The 23,245-nt window shown below is 61.2% G+C and carries 17 protein-coding genes; 8 read left to right on the top strand and 9 right to left on the bottom strand.

All coding sequences use genetic code 11. The features are described 5' to 3' along the window. The first annotated feature begins 69 nt into the window (after window positions 1-69). Window positions 70-870: an ABC transporter permease gene (locus NW862_RS02395; RefSeq protein ID WP_414334894.1), complete on the top strand. Its 801-nt coding sequence runs from the start codon at window positions 70-72 to the stop codon at window positions 868-870. On the opposite strand, the gene NW862_RS02400 is transcribed toward NW862_RS02395, so the two are convergent. The 5 genes from NW862_RS02400 to NW862_RS02420 all read right to left on the bottom strand — a co-directional run bounded on the left by NW862_RS02400 (window position 867) and on the right by NW862_RS02420 (window position 13,898). Further along, a complete protein-coding gene (locus NW862_RS02400; protein WP_414426878.1) occupies window positions 867-5,912 on the bottom strand; it encodes a DEAD/DEAH box helicase in 5,046 nt (1,681 codons plus the stop codon). The two genes, NW862_RS02395 and NW862_RS02400, sit on opposite strands and share 4 nt — an antisense overlap. 157 nt (window positions 5,913-6,069) lie before the next feature. After that, complete coding sequence (locus tag NW862_RS02405; RefSeq protein ID WP_414336703.1) at window positions 6,070-6,384, bottom strand: type II toxin-antitoxin system VapB family antitoxin; 315 nt, start codon at window positions 6,382-6,384, stop codon at window positions 6,070-6,072. Then, window positions 6,323-7,789 carry an endonuclease domain-containing protein gene (locus NW862_RS02410; protein ID WP_414426879.1) on the bottom strand — a complete coding sequence of 489 codons (1,467 nt, stop codon included), beginning with the start codon at window positions 7,787-7,789 and terminating at the stop codon, window positions 6,323-6,325. The genes NW862_RS02405 and NW862_RS02410 overlap by 62 nt, the downstream gene beginning before the upstream one ends. Next, complete coding sequence (locus NW862_RS02415; protein WP_414426880.1) at window positions 7,765-11,016, bottom strand: Eco57I restriction-modification methylase domain-containing protein; 3,252 nt, start codon at window positions 11,014-11,016, stop codon at window positions 7,765-7,767. The genes NW862_RS02410 and NW862_RS02415 overlap by 25 nt, the downstream gene beginning before the upstream one ends. Continuing rightward, on the bottom strand, window positions 11,013-13,898 hold the full coding sequence (locus NW862_RS02420) for a helicase-related protein (protein ID WP_414426881.1): 2,886 nt from the start codon (window positions 13,896-13,898) through the stop codon (window positions 11,013-11,015). Before NW862_RS02420 ends, NW862_RS02415 begins: the two co-directional genes overlap by 4 nt. A 595-nt stretch (window positions 13,899-14,493) precedes the next feature. Here NW862_RS02420 and NW862_RS02425 point away from each other — a divergent pair. From NW862_RS02425 to gap, 3 genes are all read left to right on the top strand, one after another. Continuing rightward, complete coding sequence (locus NW862_RS02425) at window positions 14,494-14,829, top strand: hypothetical protein (protein ID WP_414336710.1); 336 nt, start codon at window positions 14,494-14,496, stop codon at window positions 14,827-14,829. A 129-nt stretch (window positions 14,830-14,958) separates the two neighbouring features. Further along, the gene (locus NW862_RS02430; RefSeq protein WP_414334241.1) at window positions 14,959-15,474 is read left to right on the top strand and encodes a Crp/Fnr family transcriptional regulator; all 516 of its coding nucleotides are present in this window, start codon (window positions 14,959-14,961) and stop codon (window positions 15,472-15,474) included. Window positions 15,475-15,653: 179 nt separating this feature from the next. Further along, window positions 15,654-16,673, top strand: a complete 1,020-nt coding sequence (gene gap / locus NW862_RS02435) for a type I glyceraldehyde-3-phosphate dehydrogenase (RefSeq protein WP_414336712.1) — start codon at window positions 15,654-15,656, stop codon at window positions 16,671-16,673. Here gap and NW862_RS02440 read toward each other — a convergent pair. Continuing rightward, window positions 16,658-17,260 carry a 2'-5' RNA ligase family protein gene (locus NW862_RS02440; RefSeq protein WP_414426882.1) on the bottom strand — a complete coding sequence of 201 codons (603 nt, stop codon included), beginning with the start codon at window positions 17,258-17,260 and terminating at the stop codon, window positions 16,658-16,660. The two genes, gap and NW862_RS02440, sit on opposite strands and share 16 nt — an antisense overlap. Window positions 17,261-17,437: 177 nt before the next feature. On the opposite strand from NW862_RS02440, the gene NW862_RS02445 reads away from it, so the two are divergent. Next, entirely contained in the window at window positions 17,438-17,869 is a 432-nt protein-coding gene (locus NW862_RS02445; RefSeq protein WP_414349182.1) for a (2Fe-2S) ferredoxin domain-containing protein, read from the top strand. On the opposite strand, the gene NW862_RS02450 is transcribed toward NW862_RS02445, so the two are convergent. Together NW862_RS02450 and NW862_RS02455 are read right to left on the bottom strand one after the other, a co-directional pair. Next, on the bottom strand, window positions 17,838-18,470 hold the full coding sequence (locus NW862_RS02450; protein WP_414334248.1) for a lysophospholipid acyltransferase family protein: 633 nt from the start codon (window positions 18,468-18,470) through the stop codon (window positions 17,838-17,840). The genes NW862_RS02445 and NW862_RS02450 overlap by 32 nt on opposite strands. Window positions 18,471-18,603: 133 nt before the next feature. After that, window positions 18,604-19,314, bottom strand: a complete 711-nt coding sequence (locus NW862_RS02455; protein ID WP_414334250.1) for a Uma2 family endonuclease — start codon at window positions 19,312-19,314, stop codon at window positions 18,604-18,606. 151 nt (window positions 19,315-19,465) lie between these two features. Here NW862_RS02455 and NW862_RS02460 point away from each other — a divergent pair, with 151 nt between their 5' ends. The 3 genes from NW862_RS02460 (at window position 19,466) to groL (ending at window position 22,808) form a co-directional block, all read left to right on the top strand. Further along, window positions 19,466-20,587: an NAD(P)/FAD-dependent oxidoreductase gene (locus NW862_RS02460; protein ID WP_414426883.1), complete on the top strand. Its 1,122-nt coding sequence runs from the start codon at window positions 19,466-19,468 to the stop codon at window positions 20,585-20,587. 77 nt (window positions 20,588-20,664) lie between these two features. Then, on the top strand, window positions 20,665-20,994 hold the full coding sequence (locus NW862_RS02465; protein WP_414334283.1) for a 30S ribosomal protein PSRP-3: 330 nt from the start codon (window positions 20,665-20,667) through the stop codon (window positions 20,992-20,994). A gap of 185 nt (window positions 20,995-21,179) precedes the next feature. Beyond that, window positions 21,180-22,808, top strand: a complete 1,629-nt coding sequence (gene groL, locus NW862_RS02470) for a chaperonin GroEL (protein ID WP_414334253.1) — start codon at window positions 21,180-21,182, stop codon at window positions 22,806-22,808. A 37-nt stretch (window positions 22,809-22,845) separates the two neighbouring features. On the opposite strand, the gene NW862_RS02475 is transcribed toward groL, so the two are convergent. After that, window positions 22,846-23,241, bottom strand: a complete 396-nt coding sequence (locus NW862_RS02475; RefSeq protein ID WP_414334255.1) for a DUF4346 domain-containing protein — start codon at window positions 23,239-23,241, stop codon at window positions 22,846-22,848. Window positions 23,242-23,245 lie beyond the last annotated feature (4 nt).

Genomic DNA, 23,245 nt, shown 5'->3' on the forward strand with positions numbered 1-23,245 from the left:
ACAGCAAGCCGTTTCCCACTGCGGATCCCAGTGGGCAAGCCCCAAACCCGTAAAGAGCGAGGAAAACCTATGGTGATGCCCTATCGGCAAATCTGGGAAGACAGTTTAACCATCTTCTGGCGCGACTGGCTGGATCTGCGCGGGCGGGTCTGGCAGGTGGTGGCTTCGGGGCTGGTGGCCCCCCTCATCTACATCGTTGCTTTTGGGGTGGGGCTGGGCGGATCCCTGCGGGCCGAGGCCCTGGCTGACGTAGGCGGATCGACGGCGGCAGGTTCCTATTTACGCTTTATTTTGCCGGGGATGGTGGCTCTTTCGGCCATGACGATTAGCTTTGCCGGCACTACTTTCTCCATTTGTGGATCGCGGCTGTTTACCAAGAGCTTTGAGGAGCTGCTGCTCTTGCCGGTGCATCCGCTGGCGCTGCATTTGGGTAAGGTGTTGGCGGGCATTGCCCGCGGCCTGCTCACGGCCTTGGGAGTGTTGGCGGTGGGGGTGCTGGGGACAGGAGCCTGGGGCCTTCTTCATCCCCTGGCGCTGTTGGTGCTGCTTTTGGATTGCGCTGTCTTTGCCGGCATCGGGGTAATCGCCGGCTTAAAGGTGCCCAGCTTGGAGAGTGTGGGCGTGCTCACCAACTTTTTGATTACGCCCATGTCCTTTCTGGGGGCCACTTTTTTTGATCCCAGCCAGTTGCCAGGCTACCTACAGGTGCTGGTCTATTGCCTGCCCCTTTCCTACGCCAGCATCGGCATGCGGGCAGCCGCCTACCAGCCCCCTGCCCAGTTCCCCTGGTACACAGTGGCGGTGCTGGCGGGGTTGGCAACCCTTCTGGCCCTGGTGGGTGCCTACCTGTTTTCCCACCAGCAGGATTAGTTGCCCTTGCCAAACACCTCTGGGTAGCGGGCCAGTTGCTCCTGCAGGTCTTGGTCGTAGCGCAGGGCAATTACCCGGTAGCCTTGTCCCAAAAGCTGGGAGCGCACTTGGCGATCCTGGGCAGCCTGGTCGGGCTCGTCATGCACTGCGCCATCGCAGAAAACACAGACGTTGGGCTCGTAGAAGAAGTCGACCACGCAGCGGGGATCAGGGATGGCCTTCTGGGCGTCGTCGGGAAGGCGGTAGCCTTCTTCGGCCAGCAACTCCAGAAAGCGGCGCTCCAGGTGCGAGCGAGGGTCGATGAGCTGGCGCAGCCACTCCAGCTGCTCTTGGCGGGAGCGGCCCAGGGGACGTAGCTCGGTGCGGCTGTGGGCCAGCTCTCCCAGAAGATCCCGAATCTTGTATCGGTCGAGCTCCAGCGCCTCCCGTTGGTTGGCGTAGCTGAGCAGGCACTCGTAGCAGGCGGCGCGGCACTCAGGCCGCAGGTCTTGGATCCCGGCTTCTGAGAGCTGGAAGTGGCAGATCTCCAGGGCTGCTCGCGCCACCTCCGCCATGGCCTCTGGCTCCTCCACCAACCGCTGCAGGACGCCGGCTCCCCCTTCTGCCGTCTCGTAAAACAGCAGGGCCCGATGGGATCCCTGGCCAATGGACTCGGCGGCCAGCTCCGTCTCTTCTAGCTCAAAGGCCTCTTCGATCCCCCGCTTGAGGGCGTAGCGCAGGCTGGTTTCTAAAGGTTGGGGATCCCCTAAACCGGGCTGCGCCAGGCGCACCAGTAGCAGGTTGTGGGTACTGCGCACCGCCAGGCGGATGGACTGCAAGGAGGCTCGGTTGGACAAGCCCGCCCTGCTCCGCTCAAGCTGAGCTCGCGAGGGGACTTCCCCATTTTCAAAGTTGACCGAGAACCCCCGCCCTCCACTTCCCCGCCAGCCGTGGTTGATGCGCAGCAGGGTGGCCGCCGGGGCATAGCGCAACTGCAGCAGGGGGGTTTGTCCGCTCAGCACATCAGCTTCTTGGACGCGGTAGCCAGAGCTTTCGGAAGCAAACTGGAAGAAGGTCTGCAGCTCGTAGCCTTGTCGCCGCCGCTCCTCTTCGTCAGCCGTGATGCGATCCCGTCGCCGCATGCGCACATTGGGCATTTCCAGAAGCTGGGTCAAGAGGCTATTTTGCCCATCGAACGGGGTGCCGCAGACCGGACAGCGATCTAGGTAGGGATCCGCAAAGGCCCCACAGCTAAAACAGAGCTTGTGGCTACTTTTGCGCTCCTCCAGACCGCCGGGCGGCGCCTGGAACGCCACCGCTTCCCACTGGCAGCCTTCGTGGTAGAGGAAGTTGTGGGGAGCAAACTCGCGGATGGCCAAAAAGCGGGGCCGGGCGATGAACTCCCCCTCGCCGCCGCGGGGCACCCAGGCCCGCACGGGCAAGGCCGGAAAGTTGTAGCCGGGCAGGAAGCCTTCGCTGGCCAAGTAGCGGTAGGGGTAGAAGTCGCTTTCCTCCCGCTGGGTGTCGATTTGGAGCAGCAGATTCCGCTGGCGCAGGGCTTCCCGCTGGCGGCGCTCGGCTTCCTGCTGGTCTTTCTTTTCGCGAGTCGTCTGGAGCTGGCGGTTAGCGGCTTCCAACTGCTGGGTGGCAGCCCGATAGAGTTCTCGCCAGCGGTCGAAAGCTCGGTCAAAAGCCTGGGGCGCCTCTTCGATGACCTGCTGGAGCCAGCGGCGGCTAAACCAGCCGCTCTGATCCAGAACCTCTCGATCGGCGGCCAAGAGCGCCTCCACTCGCTCCATCACCTCTTGCCGGGCCGCTTCCCCTAGCTGGATTTGGGCAGCCACCTCTTCCCGCAGGGGCAGCCCCTCGCGATCCAAATCGAGAACTCTTTCCATGGAGTTACCCAGGGGCAGGCGTACCTGGGCCAGCCAAACGGCGTGGATGTGAGCCCGCAGTAGCGCCTCGTTGGTTAAGTCCAGGCGGGGAGGGCGGACACGACCGGCCACCATCTCGGCGCGGCGGCGGAAGTAGTACTGGTCGTGGCTGTTGAAGGCGCCGCAGTAGCTGAGGATTAGCCCCGCCTGCCCCTGGCGACCTGCCCGACCGCTGCGCTGGGCGTAGTTGGCCGGAGTGGGCGGCACGTTGCGCAGATGCACCAGATCCAAATCGGCAATATCGACCCCCAGCTCCAGGGTTGGCGAGCAGACCAAGTAGGGAAGGCGGCGAGCTTGGTCTTCCCCGCGAAAGCGCTTTTCTCGCCACTCCCGCTCTCCCGCTCGAACCACCTGGGCCGTGTGCTCTCTGGCCTCCAGGGATCCCAGCCCTGCTGCCCCGCTCCGATACAGGCGCTGGAAGAAGAGATTGACGGGGCGAGGGGCGGAAGCGTAGCCCTCCTGCTGAGCGCGGCGGGAGTACAAGGGATCCGCAGGCGGCGGCGAGCCATCGCCCAGGCACCAGCGCAGACAGCCAGCGTTGAGCTGGTAGGCTTCCTGGCCATTCTCCCGCCGCAGCAGGTCGTAGCTGACTAGAAGAGAAAGCAGGGATCCCAAAAGCTGGTCGTAGGTTTCCCGGGTTAGCTCAAGGCGCTTGGCAAGAAAGCGTCCGATGGCGCTGCGGGGGCCTAGGCTGAAAGTTGTCCCGTCTTGTCCGTTGCGGCTTTGGCGGACAAAGCAGGTAGCCGTCCGCAGCTCGTCGTACTCTTCTAGGCCCCAAAACTCGTTGAGGTGTTGCTCGGCGCGTCGGCGCAAGTTTCTCTGGAACTCGGTTCTGAGCACAGGCACATCGATGGCCAGTTTGCGCCGAAACTGATCCAGCAGAGCCCGCAGCAGGCGTTCCCGCTCCTCGACGCTGGCCTGGACAAACCAGGGATTGAGGGGGGCCAGGGCCGAGCTCTGGCAAAGCTCCTTGAGGCCGCGGTATTCAATTTTCAACAAGCCCACCTGTTCTAGGTTGGGGTGGGTAACCCGCCAGCCGCGCCGCAGATCCTCGTAGAGGCGGTATTCGGTTAGCTCCGTAAAAGTCCGCCAGACCTCTTGGGCAGCCGGCGACTGGGGATCCAGCAAGGGGTTTTGGGCAATGGCGGCAAGGGTGAGGCCGGCAGCCTGCACCACCTCTGGGGCCACTTCTGCAAAGCCCAGCTCTTGCTTTTTAAGAAGGGCAGCGTAGAGCGAGGCCCGCAAGAGGGCCACGTGGACAAAGTCGTTGAAGTGGCCGGCCTGCAGGGAGGCATCCTGACGGTTGTCGGTAAAGGTAAGCAGCTTGTCCTGGGCTGCCCCCGTTTGAGCAGCATGGCGCAGCAGAGAAGTGGCCAGAATGGTGGTGGCGCTGGAGCGGCCTTCGCTAGAAAGGGAAGCCAGCTTGGCAAACTCCCGCTCCCGTCCACTGTAGTACTCGCCGCAAGCTAGGCAGAGAGAAAAGGGCTGGGGCTGCCACCACAGCTTCTGGGTTCCTGCCTGGGGCACCTCGGAAAAGGAGCCGTCCGGGCGGACCCAGACCGCTTGGGGGACGCGCCTTCTCCAATGGGGCTTGAGCCGGCCTTCAGGGGTGTACCAATCTTCCGGGATCTGTTCCTGCGACCACTCCCCCTCCAGGGGATCCAGACTCAGGTAGCCAGCTTGCTGCTCTTCGCTTTCCTCCACCTCTTCCCCGAGGGGATAGGGCACAAAGCGATCCCCGGACTTGAGGACATGGTAGTAGTCCTGCCCGCACTGGCGGCAGAACTTGACAGGGAAAAAGAGCTTGCCCTCACCGGCCTGCATCTGCCCCTCCAGGGAAAATTGCCGCTTTTCCCGGCTCTCCAGAGTGGCGTAGAGGGTGCGGCCCTGGGAGATAAATTGGTGCAACTTGAAGGCCACCCCCCTGTTGCCGTCCTTGAGGTTGCTGGCGTGGGCGAGGAACTGGCGCAGAGACTCAGCGCAGAACTGGGGATCCCTGTCAACCTGCTTGGCCAGTTGGGCGGCGACCTCAGAAAGCTCCCTGGGCAGGCGGCGCCTGAAGCCGCCATCGGGCGTGGGCTCCAGGCCCAGTTCGTACTCCAGCCAGCGCGTCAGGGGGTGGCGGCGCAGGGTGGCCAGGTCGGCGGGAGGGGGAGAGTCGAGGGCGCTTTTTAGCTCCGCTGCACTAGGAGAGTCACCCTCACTAAAGGGATCCAGGGTTTCCTCGATAACGTGCTCCGCTCTGAAGGGATAGCCAAAGAAGCGGCTGGCAAAGTCGGCCACAATCTGGCGGCGCTCCTGGGCGGTGGCTTCTGGCCGGGAGATCATGGTGGCGCTGGTGCCGATGTGGACAAGGTTTTGGGCGGCGCAGCGCTCCTTGAGGCGTCGCACCAGCATGGCCACATCCGCCCCCTGTCGACCGCGGTAGGTGTGTAGCTCGTCAAAGACCAAAAAGCGCAGTCCACCAGGACTTAAGAAGCGCTGATCCTCAGGGCGAACCAACAGCAGCTCCGCCATCATGTAGTTGGTAAGCAGAATCTGGGGCGGCTTCCGCCGCAGCTCTTCCCGATCGCTTTCGGCAGTTTCCCCGGTGTATTTGGCAAAGCGCAGGGGGAAAGGGCGACCATAGCGGCGCTCGTAGCGTTCGCGCAGGTCTTGCAAGGACTGGTATTGGGAGTTCACCAGGGCATTCATGGGATAGACCACCAGGGCCGTCACCTGGTGCTCGGATCCCTTCTGGCGGATCCAGTTGTCGAGGATGGGCAGGAAGTAGCAGAGGCTCTTGCCGGAGCCGGTGCCACTGGTTACCACGAAACTTTCTCCGGCTAGGGCCTTGGTGATGGCCTCCTCCTGGTGGCGGTAGAGGCGAAAGGGCCTGCCATCCTCAAAGCGGAAGATGTGGGCTGTTTCTTGGGCAATCCGTCCGGCTGCAGCCAACTCGTTAACGGTTGAGCCGTCCTTGTAAGAGGGGCTGAGCTGGACAAGCGGCTCTGGCCAGAGGTGGATCCCTTCTTCTAGCGCTTGGTCTACAAAGGCTTGCGCCCGTGGGTCGGCAACCAGAAAAAACGAGCGGACAAAATCGCGATAGTCGGCCAGGACAGCGGCGTGGAGATCAAAGATCGTGGACATCAAAGCTACTCCACAGGGCCCTCCTAGCCAACCTAAACCCAGTCTGGAAGTGCAGCAAGTATTTTCCTCACCTCCACTCCCTCTGGGGGAGAGACTTCTGCTGGAGTCAAGTCGCCATCAAGATGAGAGCTTGATCCAGAGCGCAATCTAGAGATAGTCATTGGCACACAAGTGTTGCTCGTGCAAATCTCCCTCCCATTTCAACTTGCTTGCCGCGTAAGTTGCGGATCCCAGCCTGCTTGTGGAGTTGAGCTAGGGTGCGCAGCGCTTTGTGAATCACCTCGCGCTTGGTCTTGAGGCCGGTTACCTGGCGGGCCCACTCGATGAGTTCATCGTCCAGAGCGACTTGGTGCGTATGGGGATCCGCTTGTGTATAAGAACGCAGTCTTATGCGGATCCTGTGCCTAGATTTAGCGGTGCGCCAGCCGCTCCCATGCCTCCAGCACCAAGCGGCGGGTGCGGTATTCGCCAAATTGCCGCATTTCTTTTTCCTTGAGCACGCGGAAGGTCTCGCCGGGGAAGGTGCTGGCAGCCACACGTCTGGCATACCCCGCCGGATCGAGAGGATCTTCCACCTCTTCCCAGGGATCGAGGATGTTTTCTAGCTCACGCTCGGTCAGGTCGGCAGGGTCGAGAATGTAGCGCAGTTGCTTGCGGGTGAGGCCGTAGAGCCGGGCGTAGTAGGCGTCCAGCTCAGCGCGGAGCACAGCGCGGCGGTCTTCATCCCAGCGGAAAGGTGGGCAGGGGATACCCTCTCCCCAAGCTTTGGGAGAGGGGGTTGGGGGGTGAGGGCCAACCACCGCTCGCAGCGCCTCAAAGCACTCCGTCTCGCCAAGGCAAACGGCTTCGTTCCAGACATCGTCCGCGAAGGGCTTCATGTCCCAGGCGGTGTAAGTCAATTCCAACACCCGCGGCACGATGAAGGCGAGGTCGGCAGGGGTGTAGGCACTCGGCGGGAGGACGGGGAATTGCTCAACATAAAAGAAGTTCATGTTGACGCCTGCCAGTTTTTGGCGAACGACCCAGTCTAATGGCAATGTTGAGAAATTTGCAATTAAACCGGCAACAAAAGGTGTAGATATCTCTGTCGGGAGAAGCACGGGCAGGCTATTGCCTACCCCCGCTTTTGGCAACAAACCAAAGATCGCAGTGCGCTCGTCAGTTGAACGCGCCACATTGCGAAACCCCAGCAACCACCCCCGCCGCCAATTGCCCAGCCGAGCTTCAACTTCTTCTGCCGGCACCCAGTACCAGGGCTGGACGACGAAGTGCGGGTCGGCGTGCTGTGCTGCGTCAGGGGTAGGTAGTTGGGTGCTAGAACGCGAATCCACTCCCTCATACGTGCCGTAGCGGTGGTCGTAGTGCCAGAGCATTTTGGCTTCGTAGAGGGGGAGGTAGAGTCCCTCTCCCCCTTGATCCCCCTCTCCCGAAGCTTCGGGAGAGGGGGTTGGGGGGTGAGGGCTACTTCTCCCAAGACTCTGGGAGAAAGGGGTTGGGGGGTGAGGGGATGGGTGCTCGTAGGAATGAGTAGCGACATAGTCGGCAATTTCTCGGAGGACTTGTTCCGTCTGGTCCAATACCTGGTCATTGGTAAAGCGCAGAACGGCAAAGCCATGTTTGCGCAGGATTTCCTCCCGCAAACGGTCGCGTTCCTGCTGAGTGGGTTCGCGGTGCACGCCCTCATCTATCTCGATGATTAGACGGGCGTCGTCACAGAAAAAGTCGGCGATGAATTGTCCAATCGGGTGTTGACGACGGAACTTCCGGCCTAACAGCCGACGGTCACGCAAAAATTCCCATAGCAAGCCTTCGGCGGTAGTCGCCTCGCGGCGTAACTGCCGTGCTCTGGCAATCAGTTCCCGGCTGGCTTCAGGCAATTTGTACTCCCCTTCTCCTGCTGGGTGGGAGAAGGAATCCGGGGATGAGGGCCATCCCCCCTCGCCCGCCACGTGGGAGAGAGGGTTAGGGGGTGAGGGCACAAACACATTCCCCACCAGCCGATACCCCTTCGCCTCCAGCTCCGTGCGGGTGCGGAAGAGGTGGGAGTCGGAAGACATGTTGAAAAGTCCTTGCTTAAACTGAACGCCCCAGGGGTTGCCCTCACCCCTGGCCCCTCTCCCCTTGTGGGAGAGGGGGGAGAGTTTTCATTCACTAGCACCGGCACGCGCTGGTAGATAGCCTTTGTCAGCTCGGCATCCTGACGGGTGCGGAAGACGGGCAGGGTGCGGGTGTTGGGATTGATACGGGCAATGTCGTCGGCGGTTAGGGTGAATACACGGCGTGGGTCGCGCAGGTGTTCGGTGCGAGTTGTAAAGAAGCTGAAGGTAGGGGTGCTCTCTGACGTGCTTCTCCTGCGGATGGTGAGCAGGCAGAACTTGTAACTGCGATGCACGCCAGAGAAGATAGCTTCGCGGTTTTCAAAATCAAACAGGCTGACCAGTTGCCCCTTTTCCACCAGGTCGGCGAAGAAGAATTGGTTGGTGGCGTCGGTGGCGATGCCGGTTGGCACGATGATGCCGGCCCGCCCGCGAGGGTTGAGCAGGGCGCGGACGCGCTCGGCAAACACAGAGTAGGTGTTGATGCGCCCACGACCGGTATGGGGATATAGCCCACTGCCACGCAGGAAGCGGCTGGTGCTTTCGGCGGCGTGCAAGGCGCGCTGATAGTCTTGCCAGAGGGTGGGGTTGGTGTCGGCGAGTGCTGCGATGAGCCGCCTGCGAGCGTCAGCGTTGGGTGCCTCAGCTATCACAGTGTCGCGGCTAGCGAAGAATTCCTGCTCCTCTAGCTGGATCATTTCCCAGGGTGGGTTGCCGAGGATAACATCGAAGCCGCCCTCACCTCCCCAGCCCCCTTCTCCGGGCGAGGGGGGAAGGTGAAACACCTCCGGGAACTCCAGTGGCCAGTGGAAGAAGCGCTGTTCGCAAGCCAGAGCTACGGCGGTGGCCAGAGCGCGGGAGTTGGCTCGATTTTCCAGCCGCTCGCTGACCGCTTTCGTGGTAATGGCCGCCGAGAAGTCCGAGGTCAAGCGCTGGAAAAAGGCCGCCGTCCAAAGGTTGCAGGCTTCTGTCAGTTTCTGGTGTTCTGGGTTTTGACAGTAGCGGGTGTAGAGCTCCTGCTTGCGGCGTACATTGGCTGGCGAGTCGTCCTGGATAGCTTCGAGCTGCTGCCGCTCCTGGCTGAGCTGGGCCACCACCTGGTCGGCCTCAAGCGGCAGAGAAAGCTGGCCTGTTTCCAAATCCCTGCGCTCGGCGCGATTTCGCCCCTTCAGAGAGCGGGCAGCCTCCCTGGAGTCGGCACTTACCGGCTCGAAAGCAGCATCAGGAAGGCCCTTTTCCAGAACCTTTAGATCCAGCACCCCCACCAGCGAGTCGCCACACTTGATGCGGTGATCGAGGAAGGTAAGCGGTTTGCCGGCGCAATGGGCCTCCAGCCAGAGGGCCACGCGGCAGAGTTCCACCGCCAAGGGGTTTTTGTCCACGCCGTAGAGGCAGTGGGCCACCACGTCGCGGATGGCCTCGCGCACAGTCTCGGGGGCGGGCTCCTCTTCGCCGGTGCGAACCTTGGCCAGCTCCTTGCCCAGATGTCGGGCAGCCGCCAAGAGAAAATGCCCAGAGCCACAGGCGGGATCCAGAACCCGCAGCGATAGGATGGCCCGTTCCTTTTCCTCACGGCCGGCTGCAGACTTCAGCCGCTCCTGCAGCACTGGCTCCAGGGCCGAGCGGACAAGTTCTGCCACCAGCTCCGGCGGGGTGTAGTAGGAGCCGGTACTTTTGCGCTCGGAGCCGTAGCCTAAGTCAAAGCAGGGCACACTGCCTGAGGTGTCAATCTGGGGCCGGTAGTCGAGCAGGCTTTCGTAGACGGATCCCAGCTCCTCTACGTCCAAAGCGGCGTAGTTGACCCGGCGCGGCGGCGAGGTCGCGTTCTCTTGGTAGTAGGCCAGGTGCCAGAAGGCCTGCAGCAGATCCCGGTTGCTCAGGCTGCACCCATCCAGCTCCAAAGGGGCAAACAACTCGCCGTTGAGAGGTGCAGCCCCTAGATGCTCTGCCAGCTCCTCCTGGGAAAGCACTCGCCAGAGCACCCGCAGGCTGCACCAGAGATCCTCATGCTCCGTAAAAGCGCTGCGCCGCTCCAAAAGTCGCCGCAGCCGACTCACGCCGTAGTGATCCCGGTAGAGGGGGCTGGCGCTAATTAGCCCCCGCTCCTCCGAGACTAAGAGAAACAAAAAGCGGTAGACCAGCCGCAGCAGTTGCCGGTAGAACTCCTCCGGGGTAAGGCAGTTCGATCCTGGAGAAGCCAGCCGCTCCCGCAGGTGGGAGTTTTTGGGATGGGCAAGAAAACCCTTGGCCAGGCCCTTGAGGCACTCTTCCACCCCATCCCGCAGCCGCTCGCGGACTCGCCCCCCCTGTTCCAGAGCCTGCTGGTAGTACTTCTCCAGCCAACACTCCCGCGCCTGCTCTGCCTTTTGGGGCAAACGGCTGCGGTGCAGCAGGCGAAACAGGATGGCAAAGTCGTTAAAGCGCTGCTCCTCTAGAATCTGCTGCAGGTCAAACTCCACATAGGCCTGCCGGCGCACAAAGGTGCTGTCCCGCAATAGACGGAGGGTCAGCCCGTTGGTGACGATGCCCCAGAGGTGCTCGCTGCGGTTGAGATACTCCTGCAGCAGTGAGTGAGGGGCTAGACGCGGCCTGCCGGTGGAAGTCAGCCGCCCCAGCTCCTGGCGTACCCCCACAATGTGTACCGGCGGAGCATCCTCTGCTTCGCCGGCGCGGTGCGAAATGGCAAAGGTAGCACCGTCCAGCTCATAGGCCCGTGGGTTGTAGCGCAGCTCGTAGCCCAGAAAGCTAAGAAAGGGAATAACCCAGGCATCGCGGGTAACCGACGTGGCCGGATCCCCTTCCGGCAGACGGGCCAGCCGGCGGCGGAAAACTTCCCACTGGGTGCGGGCCTCGGCAAAGACGCTGGCAATTTCTTCCGTCAGGCTGCGCTTGTCTTCTAGCCCAAAGTCTTTCGGCTTCTGGCCTGGCAGCTCGCCAGCCAAAAGCTGCTCCAGAATGTCCGGCCCCAAGAGGCCCCCTTCAAGGCGTACAGCAGGAAATTGGCTCATCTGGACAGCAGAGGTTGTAGGACAAGAATTCCCAGCAGATCGGGGGGAAACTGCGGCTTAACCTCCAGCCCGCGCACGCGCTGGGAGATGGCCTGTCGGATGCGCTTGTGGGCCTCAGCCAGCTCGCCAGCTCGCTGGAAAATGGCCTCCCGGATCCCTTGCTGAAGGGGGTGTTCTAGACCCCAGTTTTCTGCAGTCGGCGGCCAGGGGCTGAGGCTGTCTAGCACCTGCTGCACCAACTCCTGCTTTTCTACAAGCGGCAGGTTGGCATCTGGCTTGGCTGCGGCCAAAAGCTGGAGCGCTGCCCTACTTTCCAGCCAGCGGGCTTCGCCCCTTTCTAGGCCAACCCCTCCCAGCACCAGCACCTCCTCCGCTAGCAGAGGCTGAGCCAGCGGCTGCTCCACTAGGTAGCGCACCCGCAGCAACAAGAGGGTGGTGAGCGCAGCCACAGCCCGTGTCCGAATGACCCCGCAGCGGGAGACGACGGCCTCTTCAGGCTTATCTAAGGCCTTCTCTAACAAAAAGTGGGCCAGGGCAGCGATGAGGCGGTGGTTGCGGCCAACGTATTCCGCTCCTTCCGGCGTGGGGGAGATGAAGCTAATCCGCCACTGTCCACCCTTGGGCTGGGGCAGGACTGAACGAATGGCCTCCGGCAGGGTTGCCGTGCCCTCCTGGCTGAGGTTGACCCGGAAGACTCCAGACTGCCGGTCAGGGATCACAGCCAGGCCTAGGCGCTGGGCAGCAGTTAGAAAAAATTGCTGCACGGCCTGCGGATCCCCCAGCACAGCGTCTGTGGCCTCCAGTTCCCGCTGCACTTCTTCCGGCTTGAGGGATCGCTGGGCAAAACGGGTGCGGTTGCGCCGCTCCTGCTCAGCAGAGCGATCCCACTGGGCGTGAAACTGGCTCACCTCTGCCATCCCCAGATCCAGCGCCAACTGGCGCTCCCCTGAGCCGGATCCCTGGCGCAGAAAAAGGGCCTCCAGCACCGCCTGGGTAACGCTTTCACTCGCTTCGGGCACAGGCACGTGGGTGCCAAGGGTGCGGCGGATTTCCCGCGCCTTGTCCAGCAGCACCTGCAGCACCGCACCGTCCACAGGGTTATCCCGCCCGAAAAAGCGGACGACCTTGACCCGTTCGGCCCGTTGGCCATAGCGATCCACCCGCCCCTCCCGCTGTTCCAGCCGGTTGGGGTTCCAGGGCAGGTCGTAGTGGATGACGGCTGTAAACTTTTCCTGCAGGTTGATCCCTTCCGAGAGGCAGTCGGTGGCCACCAGCACCCGTGGCTGGTCAACGGCAATTTCCGCAATCTTGGCCTCCCGTTCCTCGTCGCCCATGCGGCCGGTTACGCAGGCTACCTGAGTTGCGGATCCCAGGTGCTGCCGAAGGTGGTCGGCAAGATACCCTGCTGTGGCCACATAGCGGCACCAGAGAATGGGGTGAAAGCCCTCGGCGAGGAGCCGCTTCACCAGCTCGATGGCCCGCGCCAGCTTGGTGTCTTGGTCTACGCCGTGAAGTTGGTGGGCCAGACGGGCAAGCTCCCGCAACCGGCGGCGGTCGCTGTCGGGCAGAGTTTGCTCTGCAGCTTCAAGAGCTGGCAGCGGTAATTCGTCGTCAGTACGCTCTTGTGCCGACTCGAACACCCAGCGGCTAAAGCTCTCCTCAGCCTCTTCTTCCCGAGAGCCTGCGCTGCGATTGGCCAGCGCCGCCAGAGCCGCTGCCGGACTGGACATGACACAGCGCAAAAGAGCCAGCGCCCCCCAGTAGCGTACGCGCCGCCGCCGCTGCTCCATCTGCTGGCCGGTGCGCACCAGCTCCGAGCAGAAGGCATAGGTGCGCTCAAACAGCTCGCGGTAGCAGCGTGAAAGGTCATAGGTCTCATCTTCAGCTTCCCGGGTTGGGAAGCAGGCGGTTTCTTGCCAGGTCTCCTTGATGTCCCGCCGTGTGCGCTGGACAAAGTGACGGGCCAGCTCGATGCGCTGGTTCTCCTTGAGATCCTGAAGATCCCACTCCTCGAACTCCGGCCGCAGCAGCCCCAGCAACGACCGGAAGGCCTCTGGGATGCCGCTGTGGGGAGTAGCCGTCAGCAGGATTAGGTGGCGGTTGGGCGCTTGGGCAATAGCTCTCAAAAGAGCATGCCGCTCCTGCTGAGCTCTGCCGGAACTGGCCGCTGCCGCCCCGTGCACTTCGTCGGCAATGATCAGCTCAGGACAAAACTGCAGAAATTGAGGGCGGTTGCGCTCCGTTTTAACAAAATCAATGCTGGCCACCTGCACCGGGAAGTATTCGTAGAGATTTTGTCCCGGCGGGGTTTGCCGCTCCAGTTGCCCTACCGTCCCCGACCGGATAACTACCGGCTCGAGGTTAAACTTTTCCGCCAGCTCCCTGGCCCACTGCTCGCACAAGTAAGGCGGGCAGAGGACACAAAAGCGGCGGATCTCGCCGCGATCCAGAAGTTCTCTGGCTATCAGCAGCGCTTCAATGGTCTTGCCCACTCCCACATCATCGGCAATAAATAGCCGCACCGGATCAAGGCGCAGCGCCATGAGCAACGGCACAAACTGGTAGGTTCGTGGCCGGATGGAGATGCGGCCCAGCGAGCGGAAGGGAGTGGCGCCCTCGCGCAAGATAAGGCGCGCTGCCTGCCAGAGGAGATGGGCGGCTGCAGCATCGGCAACTTGGTCGGCGCGGGGCAGCGGGAAGAAGGCCGGCTCGATGCGCTCAAAGGGCAAGGTGCCGCCTATGAGGTTCATCAGTTGTCGGTGAAGGCAAATCGCGTCCTCTGGCGTGCCAGTAAGGGGCCGCAGCACTACCCCTTCTTCGGAATCAGCGGGGAGCACCACCCACTCGCGCTCGCGGCAGCGGACAATCGAACCAGGCTGCATCGATTGGGATCCCTATGAGCGACTCACCTTCCTTTACCGCATCTTTGCCGCTCTTTGGGGTAACTGCCGAACTTCTTCGCCTTTTTCGGGGGCGCTGACCTTAGATTTGCCTCTTACAGGCCAGGGATCCCATCCCCTTTCCCTGGCCCTCATCAATAAGTTAAGAATGGGCAAGTTTGACACTCCCACCGCCTAAAGGCAGGGGATTCTTACGCAGTTCAAAAATGAACTCGTAAAGGCGCTGTCAAGACACCTCTAGACAGAACCTTGAGGCAAAGCCCCAAGGTTCTGCTTACTTTTCTGATCGCATTCTGATCGCATAAGCAGGACGGAGTCCTTGCAGGTTGGCTGAGACGTTAGTATCTCCCGGACGCTTGCCACCGGTCGGGTTTTTCACCGTTTTAGGGGCTCGCCTGGGAACGGCACGTCTCGGTGACAACCATACCATTGATGAGCAACTAAAGTTGCTTACGGGCTTTTCCGCCCCGCACTAAAGTACGGGGCTACCAAGCTATCCCTCTGTGTGTTACGCTTAACTCGCTAGGGAGTATGTTGCGACCTTTCCGGTGCCGGTTCCAAATTCCAGGGTGGGCAGATGAGCGACGAACAGTTGGATGATTTGCAGGAGGCTATGAGCACTGCTGGTCGATCGATCAAAAAAGCGGCCCGACGTGGAGCCTATGAAACTGCCCAGACAGTAGGAGAGGAGCGACGGCGCATCCGTATTCGCACCCTGGATGGCACCGATATTCGCGGCGAGGTATTCCTAGAAGGGACGAAGTTCGAGCGACGGGTTTCCAGCCTGCTCAACGACGAGCGCACGTTTGTCCCCTTAACCGACTCGGAAATGTTCATCAACGGACACCGCGTCGCCCATGCCGACTTTATCTGCGTCAACAAAAACGCCATTTCCTACGTTCTGGAAGAATAGCCTGGCTTGAACCGTCAATCGAGTCGTTTGGGTTGTCCCCCAACCTCTGGGGTGGCTCTCTCCCGATACGATGTCAGCGGCGGTAGGATGAAACAGAGCTGGCCCCAAGCACTTCCAGCCGCTGACCCGATGAGCAGCACCCGTTATCCGTTTGAGCGTGTTCGCGACCACTTGCTCTTTCAGTCCTTGGCAGATGCTGAGTGGAAGGCATTGACGGCTGCCCTACTGCCCAGTCGCTTTTCTCCCGGCCAGGTAATCTTCCAAGAAGGGGATCCCAGCAGCGACCTGTACGTAGTTCTCAGCGGGATCGTGGAGCTGCGGCGCCAGTACATGCGCTATCCCGGCGATTACTGGCTGGCAACACTGCATGCTGGGCGCGTGTTTGGAGAACTTTCCTTGCTGACGGGGCGGCGGCGCTCCTTTACCGCAGTGAGCCTAACCGAGGTGCAAACCCTGCGCCTCTCCAGCGAAGGGCTGCTCCTATTGCCCCTGGAAGTCCAGGTGAAGCTTTACCGCGCCTGGACCCAGATCATCGGCGAGCGCCTCTTTTGGCTCGACAGCATGTTCGCAGATCTCCTGGAACAACGGGGGGCGGAAAATGTCGCCTCGGCTATGGCCCTGCTGCAGCAGCGCTATCCTGCTTGAGGAAAAAGAACCCCTGCCGGCAGGCTGGGATCCCTAGAATCAAGGTTCTGGCGCTCCTACAAAGAAGCCAAAAATCAAGCGGTGGGATCCCAAATTTTATCTTCAGAATAGCCAGGGCTTGCGGTATTATGTGCTAAGCAGCAGCTCCCGAAGCATTTCAAGCAGCGAGGTTAAGAGCAGTGGTCAGGGTAGCCATCAACGGATTCGGTCGCATCGGTCGCAACTTTTTGCGTTGTTGGCTGGGGCGCTCCCAGTCCAACTTGGATATTGTTGCCATCAACGACACCTCAGACGCTCGCACGGCTGCCCATCTGCTCAAGTACGACTCCATCCTCGGGCCGCTGCAAGGGGCGGAAGTAGAGGCCGCCGAGGGTGGCCTGCTGGTTAACGGCAAGCACATCCACGCCGTTTCCGATCGCAACCCCAGCAACCTGCCCTGGAAAGAGTGGAAAGTGGATCTTGTTATTGAGGCCACAGGTGTTTTTGTAGACTACCAGGGTGCCTCTAAACACATAGAGGCGGGAGCCAAGAAGGTGGTGATCACGGCTCCGGCCAAGGGAGGCGACATCCCTACCTTTGTGTATGGCGTCAACCAACATACCTACGATCCGGTGCGGCACAACATTGTCAGCAACGCCAGTTGCACCACCAACTGCCTTACCCCCCTCCTCAAAGTGCTGCTGGACAAGTTCGGCGTCCTGCGGGCTACGATGACCACCACCCACAGCTACACCGGCGACCAGCGGATTTTGGATGGTGGCCACCGCGATCTGCGACGGGCGCGGGCGGCGGCGCTGAGCATGGTGCCCACTACCACCGGGGCGGCCAAGGCAGTAGCGCTGGTGATCCCCGAACTGAAGGGCAAGCTGAACGGGGTGGCAGTACGGGTTCCCACGCCCAATGTGTCGCTGGTGGACTTGGTGGTGCAAACAGAGCGGCGTGTGATTGCCGAAGAGGTGAACGCGGCTCTCAAGGAAGCTTCAGAGACCACGATGAAAGGGATCATTGCCTACTCCGATATCCCCTTGGTCTCCATCGACTATCGCGGCCACGACTGCTCGGCGATTGTGGATGCGGAGATGACCAGTGTGCTGGACGGGGATCTGGTGAAGGTGATGGCCTGGTACGACAACGAGTGGGGCTACTCGCAGCGGGTGCTGGATCTGGCTGAATACATGGCTGCTCACTGGGTTGAGTAGGCTGTTGTTTCCTGTCTCAATCCCTCAGAGGTGGAGAGGGAGAATTCGGCAAAAACTTGCCAGCGCTTGCCGTCATGGCTGAGGAGGGTGAGAGCGGAGGCGAGAAAGGATCCCTGGAAAGGGCGAGTTTTGAACTGTGGCCAGGCGGTGCGAAACTGGGCCGGGCTGAGATCCCGAAAGACCACAGTCATGTGGGGGACAAAGGGACGAGCTGGGGTAGGGGCCGGCTCTGGCTTAAGCAGCAGATTCATGTGGCGCTGTGTCTTGGCCTGGAGCTGTTGCAGCTCAGGGGAGGGCTCGACGTGGATATAGATAACCCGTGGCGCGAAGGCACCGAAGCCGCGGAGCTCAACAGCAACCGGAGCCTGCTCCTTGGCAAATTCTCCCAGGGATCCCGTCAGGGCTGGCAGCTCAGCAGTGGGCCACTCGAAAGGAGGCACCAGGGTAATGTGAGGGGGCGAGCGCAGGGCTGCGCGGCTGGCAAATTGCTCGGCAAACTGTTGTTTGATGGCGGTCACTTGCTCCTGCAAGTCTGCCGGGGGTAGGAGGGCGAGAAACAGCCGCTGTTGGGGAGCGTCGTTCACCATTGCTGGACAGGTGAGGGACCTGTATTATCCAGGCTAGGACAGCCCAGCCCCAGACCTCTACCCCATTCCCTAAGGGTCAGAGGGTTTGTCGGGATGCCCGGCATCTTCTTTAGCCACTCATATTCTCATATAATTATCTAGCGATTATCTAGTGGCAGTAGGCTAGAGGGATCCTCTATGACCCAGCTTTCCGCTCCCGTTCCCACGCCGGCAACCGCATCTTCAGAACCTCAGCCGGCTCCGCTTCCGTCTTACCATTGGCATCTCTTTCTCTGCGCCGACCAGACCAAGCCCAAGTGCTGTGAAAAAGCCGTCGGATTGGAAGCCTGGGACTATTTGAGATCGCGGATCAGGGAATTGAACCTGGAAATCCAAGGCGGCAGCTCCCTGAGAGTACACCGCACCAAGGCCAACTGCCTGCGCGGGTGTGACTATGGCGTTCCCGGCCCGGTGTTGCTGGTGTATCCCGGTGGGTTTTGGTACCACTCGGCCACGCCCCCGGTGATAGAGCGGGTGCTGCAAGAGCATATCCTGGGCGGGATCCCGGTGGCCGAGTATCTGGTAGCCCAAGATACCCTCAGCGCCCCTGATCCAAAAGAGCGTGGATAGCCTGCACGTACTCTGCCGTCGCCTGTTGCAAATCAGCCTTATCACTGGAAGCAGGGGGGGGGATCACCTTGCCGATGCGCACCGTGATGGGGCAGAACAGCCGCGGCCAGCGGGATCCCTTGGGCAGCACCTTCTCGGTACCCCAGAGGGCCACGGGGAGCAGAGGTGTCTGGGTGCGCGCTGCCACCAAGGCAGCCCCCAGGTGAGGCTGGGGAATGCGGCCATCGGGGGTGCGGGTGCCGTTGAGAAAGATCCCCACCGCCCATCCCCGCGCCAGGGCTGCTTCCGTGGCTCGCAAGGCAGCGCGGTCAGAGCCGCCTCTCTTGACCGGGTAGGCCCCGTAGAGCCGGATCACCTGCTTCAGCGCTGGCACCCGAAACAGCTCTTCCTTGGCCATGAAGGCTACAGGGCGGCGCACTGCATTGGCCACCAGCGGCGGATCCAAGTGGCTGGCATGGTTGCTGACAATGATCAGGGATCCCTGGCGAGGCACGTTTTCCTGGCCATAGGTGCGGCCAAAATACAGTCCCCGAAACAGCGGATTGACCACCAGCCACTTGAGCAGCCAGTAGGCCAACCAATCCTGGCGGCGATAGCCCATCTGGACGATTTCCCAACTTAGGGGTAGCTCCCTCTTTGAGTGTAGGGGAAAGCGGGGGATCCCCAGCGACTTTGGAGATAGGTTTTCCTGAGACCTTCACTTAGGGTGGGATGCGGTGAGGGCCAGGAGTATGTCACCTCTCCAGATCAGGATCCTCGCCCAAAGCCCGCAACCTTTCCGCCAGACGCTCAGCCCGTTGGCGCTCCTGTTCGGCTCGTTGGCGCTCCAGCTCAGCCCGCTGGCGCTCCCGCTCGGCCCGCTCATCTCCCGTCAACAGCAACTGCCCTTGGGCGTCGCACCAGCGCAGCCAGCGGGCTTGTTTCCCCTCGAAAACTCCGTCCCACAGCCTCAGGCCCAGCTCCACCTGTTCCAGCCAGGTCTCGGTCATTTCCGCATAGTGGCGGCCTCGCAGCTCGAAAATGCGCAGCTCCTCTGGCCCCAGCTCGTGGTTGGGATCAAAAACCGCGTAGTAGCTGACCCGCATCTGCTCGTAGCGACTGAGCTTGCCCCCTAGCTCGTCGCCTTCGCGGTTGGAGACAATCTCAATCACCACATCCGGCGGCTTGTCAAATTGCCAGAGCAGATAGCACCGGTTCTGCTTCTCCCACCATTGTTCCGGCACCGTGACATCCAGGCTGAGAAAAACATCCGGCACGATGGGAGGTCGGTTAGGGGTGGTGTAGATGCCCACATTGGCTGCTGCCAGGAAGGTTTTGTGGGGCAGAGAGCTGTAGAGTGCCCCCGTCAGGAGACGCTGCTGCTTTTCAGAGGCAAAGTTATCCACCGGGGTATCGTCCTCAGTGACCAGATCAGCGATGTCGGGCAGCAGCAGTTCAGTATCCATGGGCGAAGGCAGTCGGGGATGTCGACATCTTAGCCGTTTCCCCTACTTTTTGCCGCAGAGGACAAGGGCGGCAAAGCTGGCCGCTCTCCAGAAGGGATCCCGCCCGGAGAATGGGGTATCACGGCAAAAGGGATCTCTTTGAGGAAGAACCTTGAACTGTGACGTTTTGGTGATTGGCTGTGGCGTGGTGGGCTGTGCCATCGCCTACGAGCTGTCTTCCGCAGGGCTATCAGTGGTTGGGATCGACGCCAAGGATCCGGCCTCAGGCGCCACGGGCGCGTCACTGGGGGTGTTGATGGGGATCTGCAGCCGCCAGCCGGATGGGGAGGTGGTGCAGTTGCGCCTGAAAAGCCTGGAGCAGTTTGATCCCTTGATTGCCCGGCTGGAAGCGGACTTGGGTCGGAATTTGCCCGTCAATCGGCACGGCATCCTCAAGCTCCTTCGGGAGGAGGAAGTGGACGCTTGGCAAGCAACCCTGGCGGCTCGGCGGCAAGCAGGTTACCGCCTGGAGCTGCTTAGCCCCGGCGAAGTGGGATCCCTGCAGCCGGGTTTGCGCAGCGACCTGGCGGGGGCCCTCTACTCGCCCCAGGATCGCCAAGTCCAACCCAAGCTCCTCACTCAGGCCCTCTTGGAAGCAGCCCAGCGCAAGGGATCCCGCTTTTTCTTCCATCAGCCGGTTCAGAAGATCCAGCGCAGCCCGGATCCCCCCTTTCGCCTGCAGGCAATTGATACGCCCGCCCTCACCTTCTCGGCGGGGCACGTCATTCTGGCGGCAGGGCTGGGCAGCTCTCCTCTGGCCAAAGAGCTGGGGTTGCAGATGCCGTTGCAGGCCGTCAAGGGCCAGGCCCTGCGGATCAAAGCCGCTGGGATCCCCCTGGGGCCGGTGGTCAGCGACGAGGATCTGCATCTGGTCCCCCTGGGCGATGGATCCCTGTGGGTGGGGGCAACCGTGGAGTTTCAGGCCCCCCATCCCCAGCCGACGCTGCTGGCGCTGCAAGATCTGCTGGCCCGCGCCATCCGGCTCTGCCCGGCTTTGGCCGAAGCGACTTTGTTGGAGCACTGGGCCGGCCACCGCCCTCGACCGGTGGGGCAGCGCGCCCCCATCCTGGGGCCGGCTCCCGGCTATGTCAATCTTTTTGTTGCCACTGGCCACTACCGCAATGGAGTGTTGCTGGCCCCGATTAGCGCCGCCGTCCTGAGAGATTTGGTGCTGAAAGGGAAAACAGCCCTCTGCGATCTAAGCGCTTTTGCCCCAAGACCTAAACAGGGCTGAGCGGGCCTATCCCCTGAGGGAGGCGGACTTATGTCAGAATAGAAGGCTGCCCGGCTCAGGCCGGGCCAGCGTGTGACCTGTCGAGTCCTGCAAAGGAGAAGAGAGCCTTGCCGAAGTTCGCCCTAAAAGCCCTGTGGCTAGAAAACGACTTGGCTATTGCTGTGGATCAGGTGGTGGCCAAAAACCGCAGCCCCCTCACCCACTACTTTTTCTGGCCTCGGGATGACGCTTGGGAGCAGCTTAAAGCTGAGCTGGAGAGCAAAACTTGGATCAGCGAGGAAGATCGCATCACTCTGCTCAACCAAGCCACCGAACTCATCAACTACTGGCAAAACGGCGGACGCAACCGCCCCATCAGCGAAGCCCAGGCCCAGTTTCCCGACATCCTGATCGGCGGCAACTCCTAAGCCTCTCGGCCACAACCTGACCCCGGATCTGTCCCACCTTGCTGAGTCTCCCAGTTTTGGGCTAGATTGGCACTCAGGAGTTTAGAGTGCTAACTTTCTGTTGGCTGAGCCGATGGATTCTTCCACTCCGCCCGGCAGCACTCGGCACAGGTAGCCCAGTCGAAATTACGAGGATCGCGGATTTTATGGCAAAACGGATTCTGTTTAGAGAAGAGGCCCGCAAGGCGCTGGAGCAGGGCATCAATCAACTGGCGGATGCGATCAAGGTTACGGTTGGCCCCAAAGGGCGCAACGTGGTCTTGGAGAAGAAGTTTGGTGCCCCCCAGATCGTCAACGATGGGGTCACGATTGCCAAAGAAATCGAGTTGGCGGATCCCTTGGAGAACACCGGTGCCCAGTTGATGCGGGAAGTGGCCTCCAAGACCAACGATGTGGCCGGGGATGGTACCACCACTGCCACCATCTTGGCCCAGAGCATGGTGCGGGAAGGGCTGAAAAACATTTCAGCGGGTGCCAACCCTGTGGCCTTGCGGCGCGGCATTGAAAAGACCACCGCCTACTTAGTGGAGCAAATTGCCGCCCATGCCAAGCCTGTGGAAGGCCGCAAAACCATTGCGGAAGTAGCCACCATCTCTGCCGGCAATGACAGCGAGGTGGGGGAGATGATTGCCAAGGCCATGGATGCCGTGGGGCGAGAGGGGGTGATCACCGTCGAGGAATCCAAGTCCTTGGAGACGGAATTGGAAGTTGTAGAAGGGATGCAGTTCGACCGCGGCTACATTTCCCCCTATTTTGTTACCGACACCGAGCGGATGGTGGCCGAATACGAAAATGCCTATCTGCTCATCACCAGCAACAAGATCTCCAGCCTGCAAGATTTGCTGCCCATCCTGGAGCGGGTGGCCCGTGAAGGTCGGCCTCTTTTGGTCATCGCAGAAGATGTGGAGGGAGAAGCGCTGGCCACTCTGGTGGTCAACAAGCTGCGGGGGGTGCTCAACGCGGTGGCGGTCAAGGCTCCGGCTTTTGGGGATCGGCGCAAGGCCATGCTGGAAGACATTGCCATTCTCACCGGCGGGCAGCTCATCTCCGAGGATCTGGGCATCAAGTTGGAGAACGTCACCCTGAACATGATGGGGGTGGCCCGCAAGATCACCGTCACCAAAGATAAAACGACAATCGTCACCGATGGCAGCACCAAAGCGGCGGTGGAGAAGCGGGTGGCCCAAATTCGCAAGCAACTGGAAACCACCGATTCCGAGTACGACCGCGAGAAGCTGCAGGAGCGGATTGCCAAGTTGGCCGGTGGGGTGGCGGTGATCAAAGTGGGGGCTGCCACCGAAACAGAGCTCAAAGACCGCAAGCTGCGCATTGAGGATGCCCTGAATGCCACTCGAGCGGCGGTGGAAGAAGGGATCGTTCCCGGCGGTGGGGCGACGCTTTTGCATCTGGCCAAAGGGATCCCGGCTTTCAAGGCAACCTTGAAGTCGGAAGAGCAGGTGGGGGCAGAGATTGTCTACCGGGCTTTGCAGGCTCCGCTCTATCAGATTGCCCACAATGCCGGTCTGGAAGGGTCGGTGGTGGTGGAAAAAGTTCTGGAGAAGGAGATGCCTTTTGGCTTCGATGCCCTGACCGGAACCTATGTGGACATGTTTGCTCAGGGGATCGTGGATCCGGCCAAGGTGGTGCGCTCGGCGTTGCAAAACGCGGCTTCCATAGCCGGAATGTATCTCACGACCGAAGCGATTGTGGTGGAAAAACCTGAGCCCAAACCGGCAGCCCCGACGGCTGGCTCCGGGGGCATGGGTATGATGTAGCCCCTCAAACGTACGCTCCGGCCCTGGGAGAGGCGGCTTAGTCTTGGATGTACTCCGCGCCGGAGAGCAGGGCAGCTTCGGCCTTCTGAAACTCCCGTCCCAGGTAGGCCGCATGGCTGAGCTGAGAGACAACCCTCTCCTGCTCTTTTTCGAAGATCTGCACACACAGTTCTTTGGCCGTGCGTCCAACATACACCCGTTCAGGGGAGCGATTGACGGAGCCCCTGGCCGGGATCACTGCTCCTGTTTCCGGATCGGTGGCCAGCCCCCGCTCGTTAATTACAGTGCGGTAGTACTTGGCGCAAATCAGGTTCTGCTCCCGATCCAGGTAGATGACAAAGTAACCCGCCGGATCCAGCTCCAAGGGCCGGCGGGAGAGATGGTCGTCAAGGCTGCGCATCTGCTCGCTCAGGGGCGTGGAGGAAGGAAGCATAGAA

This window comes from Synechococcus sp. H55.8 (assembly GCF_047462375.1).
Classification (GTDB): Bacteria; Cyanobacteriota; Cyanobacteriia; order Thermostichales; family Thermostichaceae; genus Thermostichus.

Bases quoted from the DNA above. Each gene is read 5' to 3' on its own strand.
- NW862_RS02425 (WP_414336710.1), top strand. From the start codon at position 14,494: ATGAGCGACGAACAGTTGGATGATTTGCAGGAGGCTATGAGCACTGCT.
- groL (WP_414334253.1), top strand. From the start codon at position 21,180: ATGGCAAAACGGATTCTGTTTAGAGAAGAGGCCCGCAAGGCGCTGGAG.
- NW862_RS02415 (WP_414426880.1), bottom strand. From the start codon at position 11,016: ATGAGCCAATTTCCTGCTGTACGCCTTGAAGGGGGCCTCTTGGGGCCG.
- NW862_RS02420 (WP_414426881.1), bottom strand. From the start codon at position 13,898: ATGCAGCCTGGTTCGATTGTCCGCTGCCGCGAGCGCGAGTGGGTGGTG.
- NW862_RS02455 (WP_414334250.1), bottom strand. From the start codon at position 19,314: ATGGATACTGAACTGCTGCTGCCCGACATCGCTGATCTGGTCACTGAG.
- NW862_RS02475 (WP_414334255.1), bottom strand. From the start codon at position 23,241: ATGCTTCCTTCCTCCACGCCCCTGAGCGAGCAGATGCGCAGCCTTGAC.
- NW862_RS02395 (WP_414334894.1), top strand. From the start codon at position 70: ATGGTGATGCCCTATCGGCAAATCTGGGAAGACAGTTTAACCATCTTC.
- NW862_RS02445 (WP_414349182.1), top strand. From the start codon at position 17,438: ATGACCCAGCTTTCCGCTCCCGTTCCCACGCCGGCAACCGCATCTTCA.
- NW862_RS02440 (WP_414426882.1), bottom strand. From the start codon at position 17,260: ATGGTGAACGACGCTCCCCAACAGCGGCTGTTTCTCGCCCTCCTACCC.
- NW862_RS02400 (WP_414426878.1), bottom strand. From the start codon at position 5,912: ATGTCCACGATCTTTGATCTCCACGCCGCTGTCCTGGCCGACTATCGC.
- NW862_RS02450 (WP_414334248.1), bottom strand. From the start codon at position 18,470: ATGGGCTATCGCCGCCAGGATTGGTTGGCCTACTGGCTGCTCAAGTGG.
- NW862_RS02430 (WP_414334241.1), top strand. From the start codon at position 14,959: ATGAGCAGCACCCGTTATCCGTTTGAGCGTGTTCGCGACCACTTGCTC.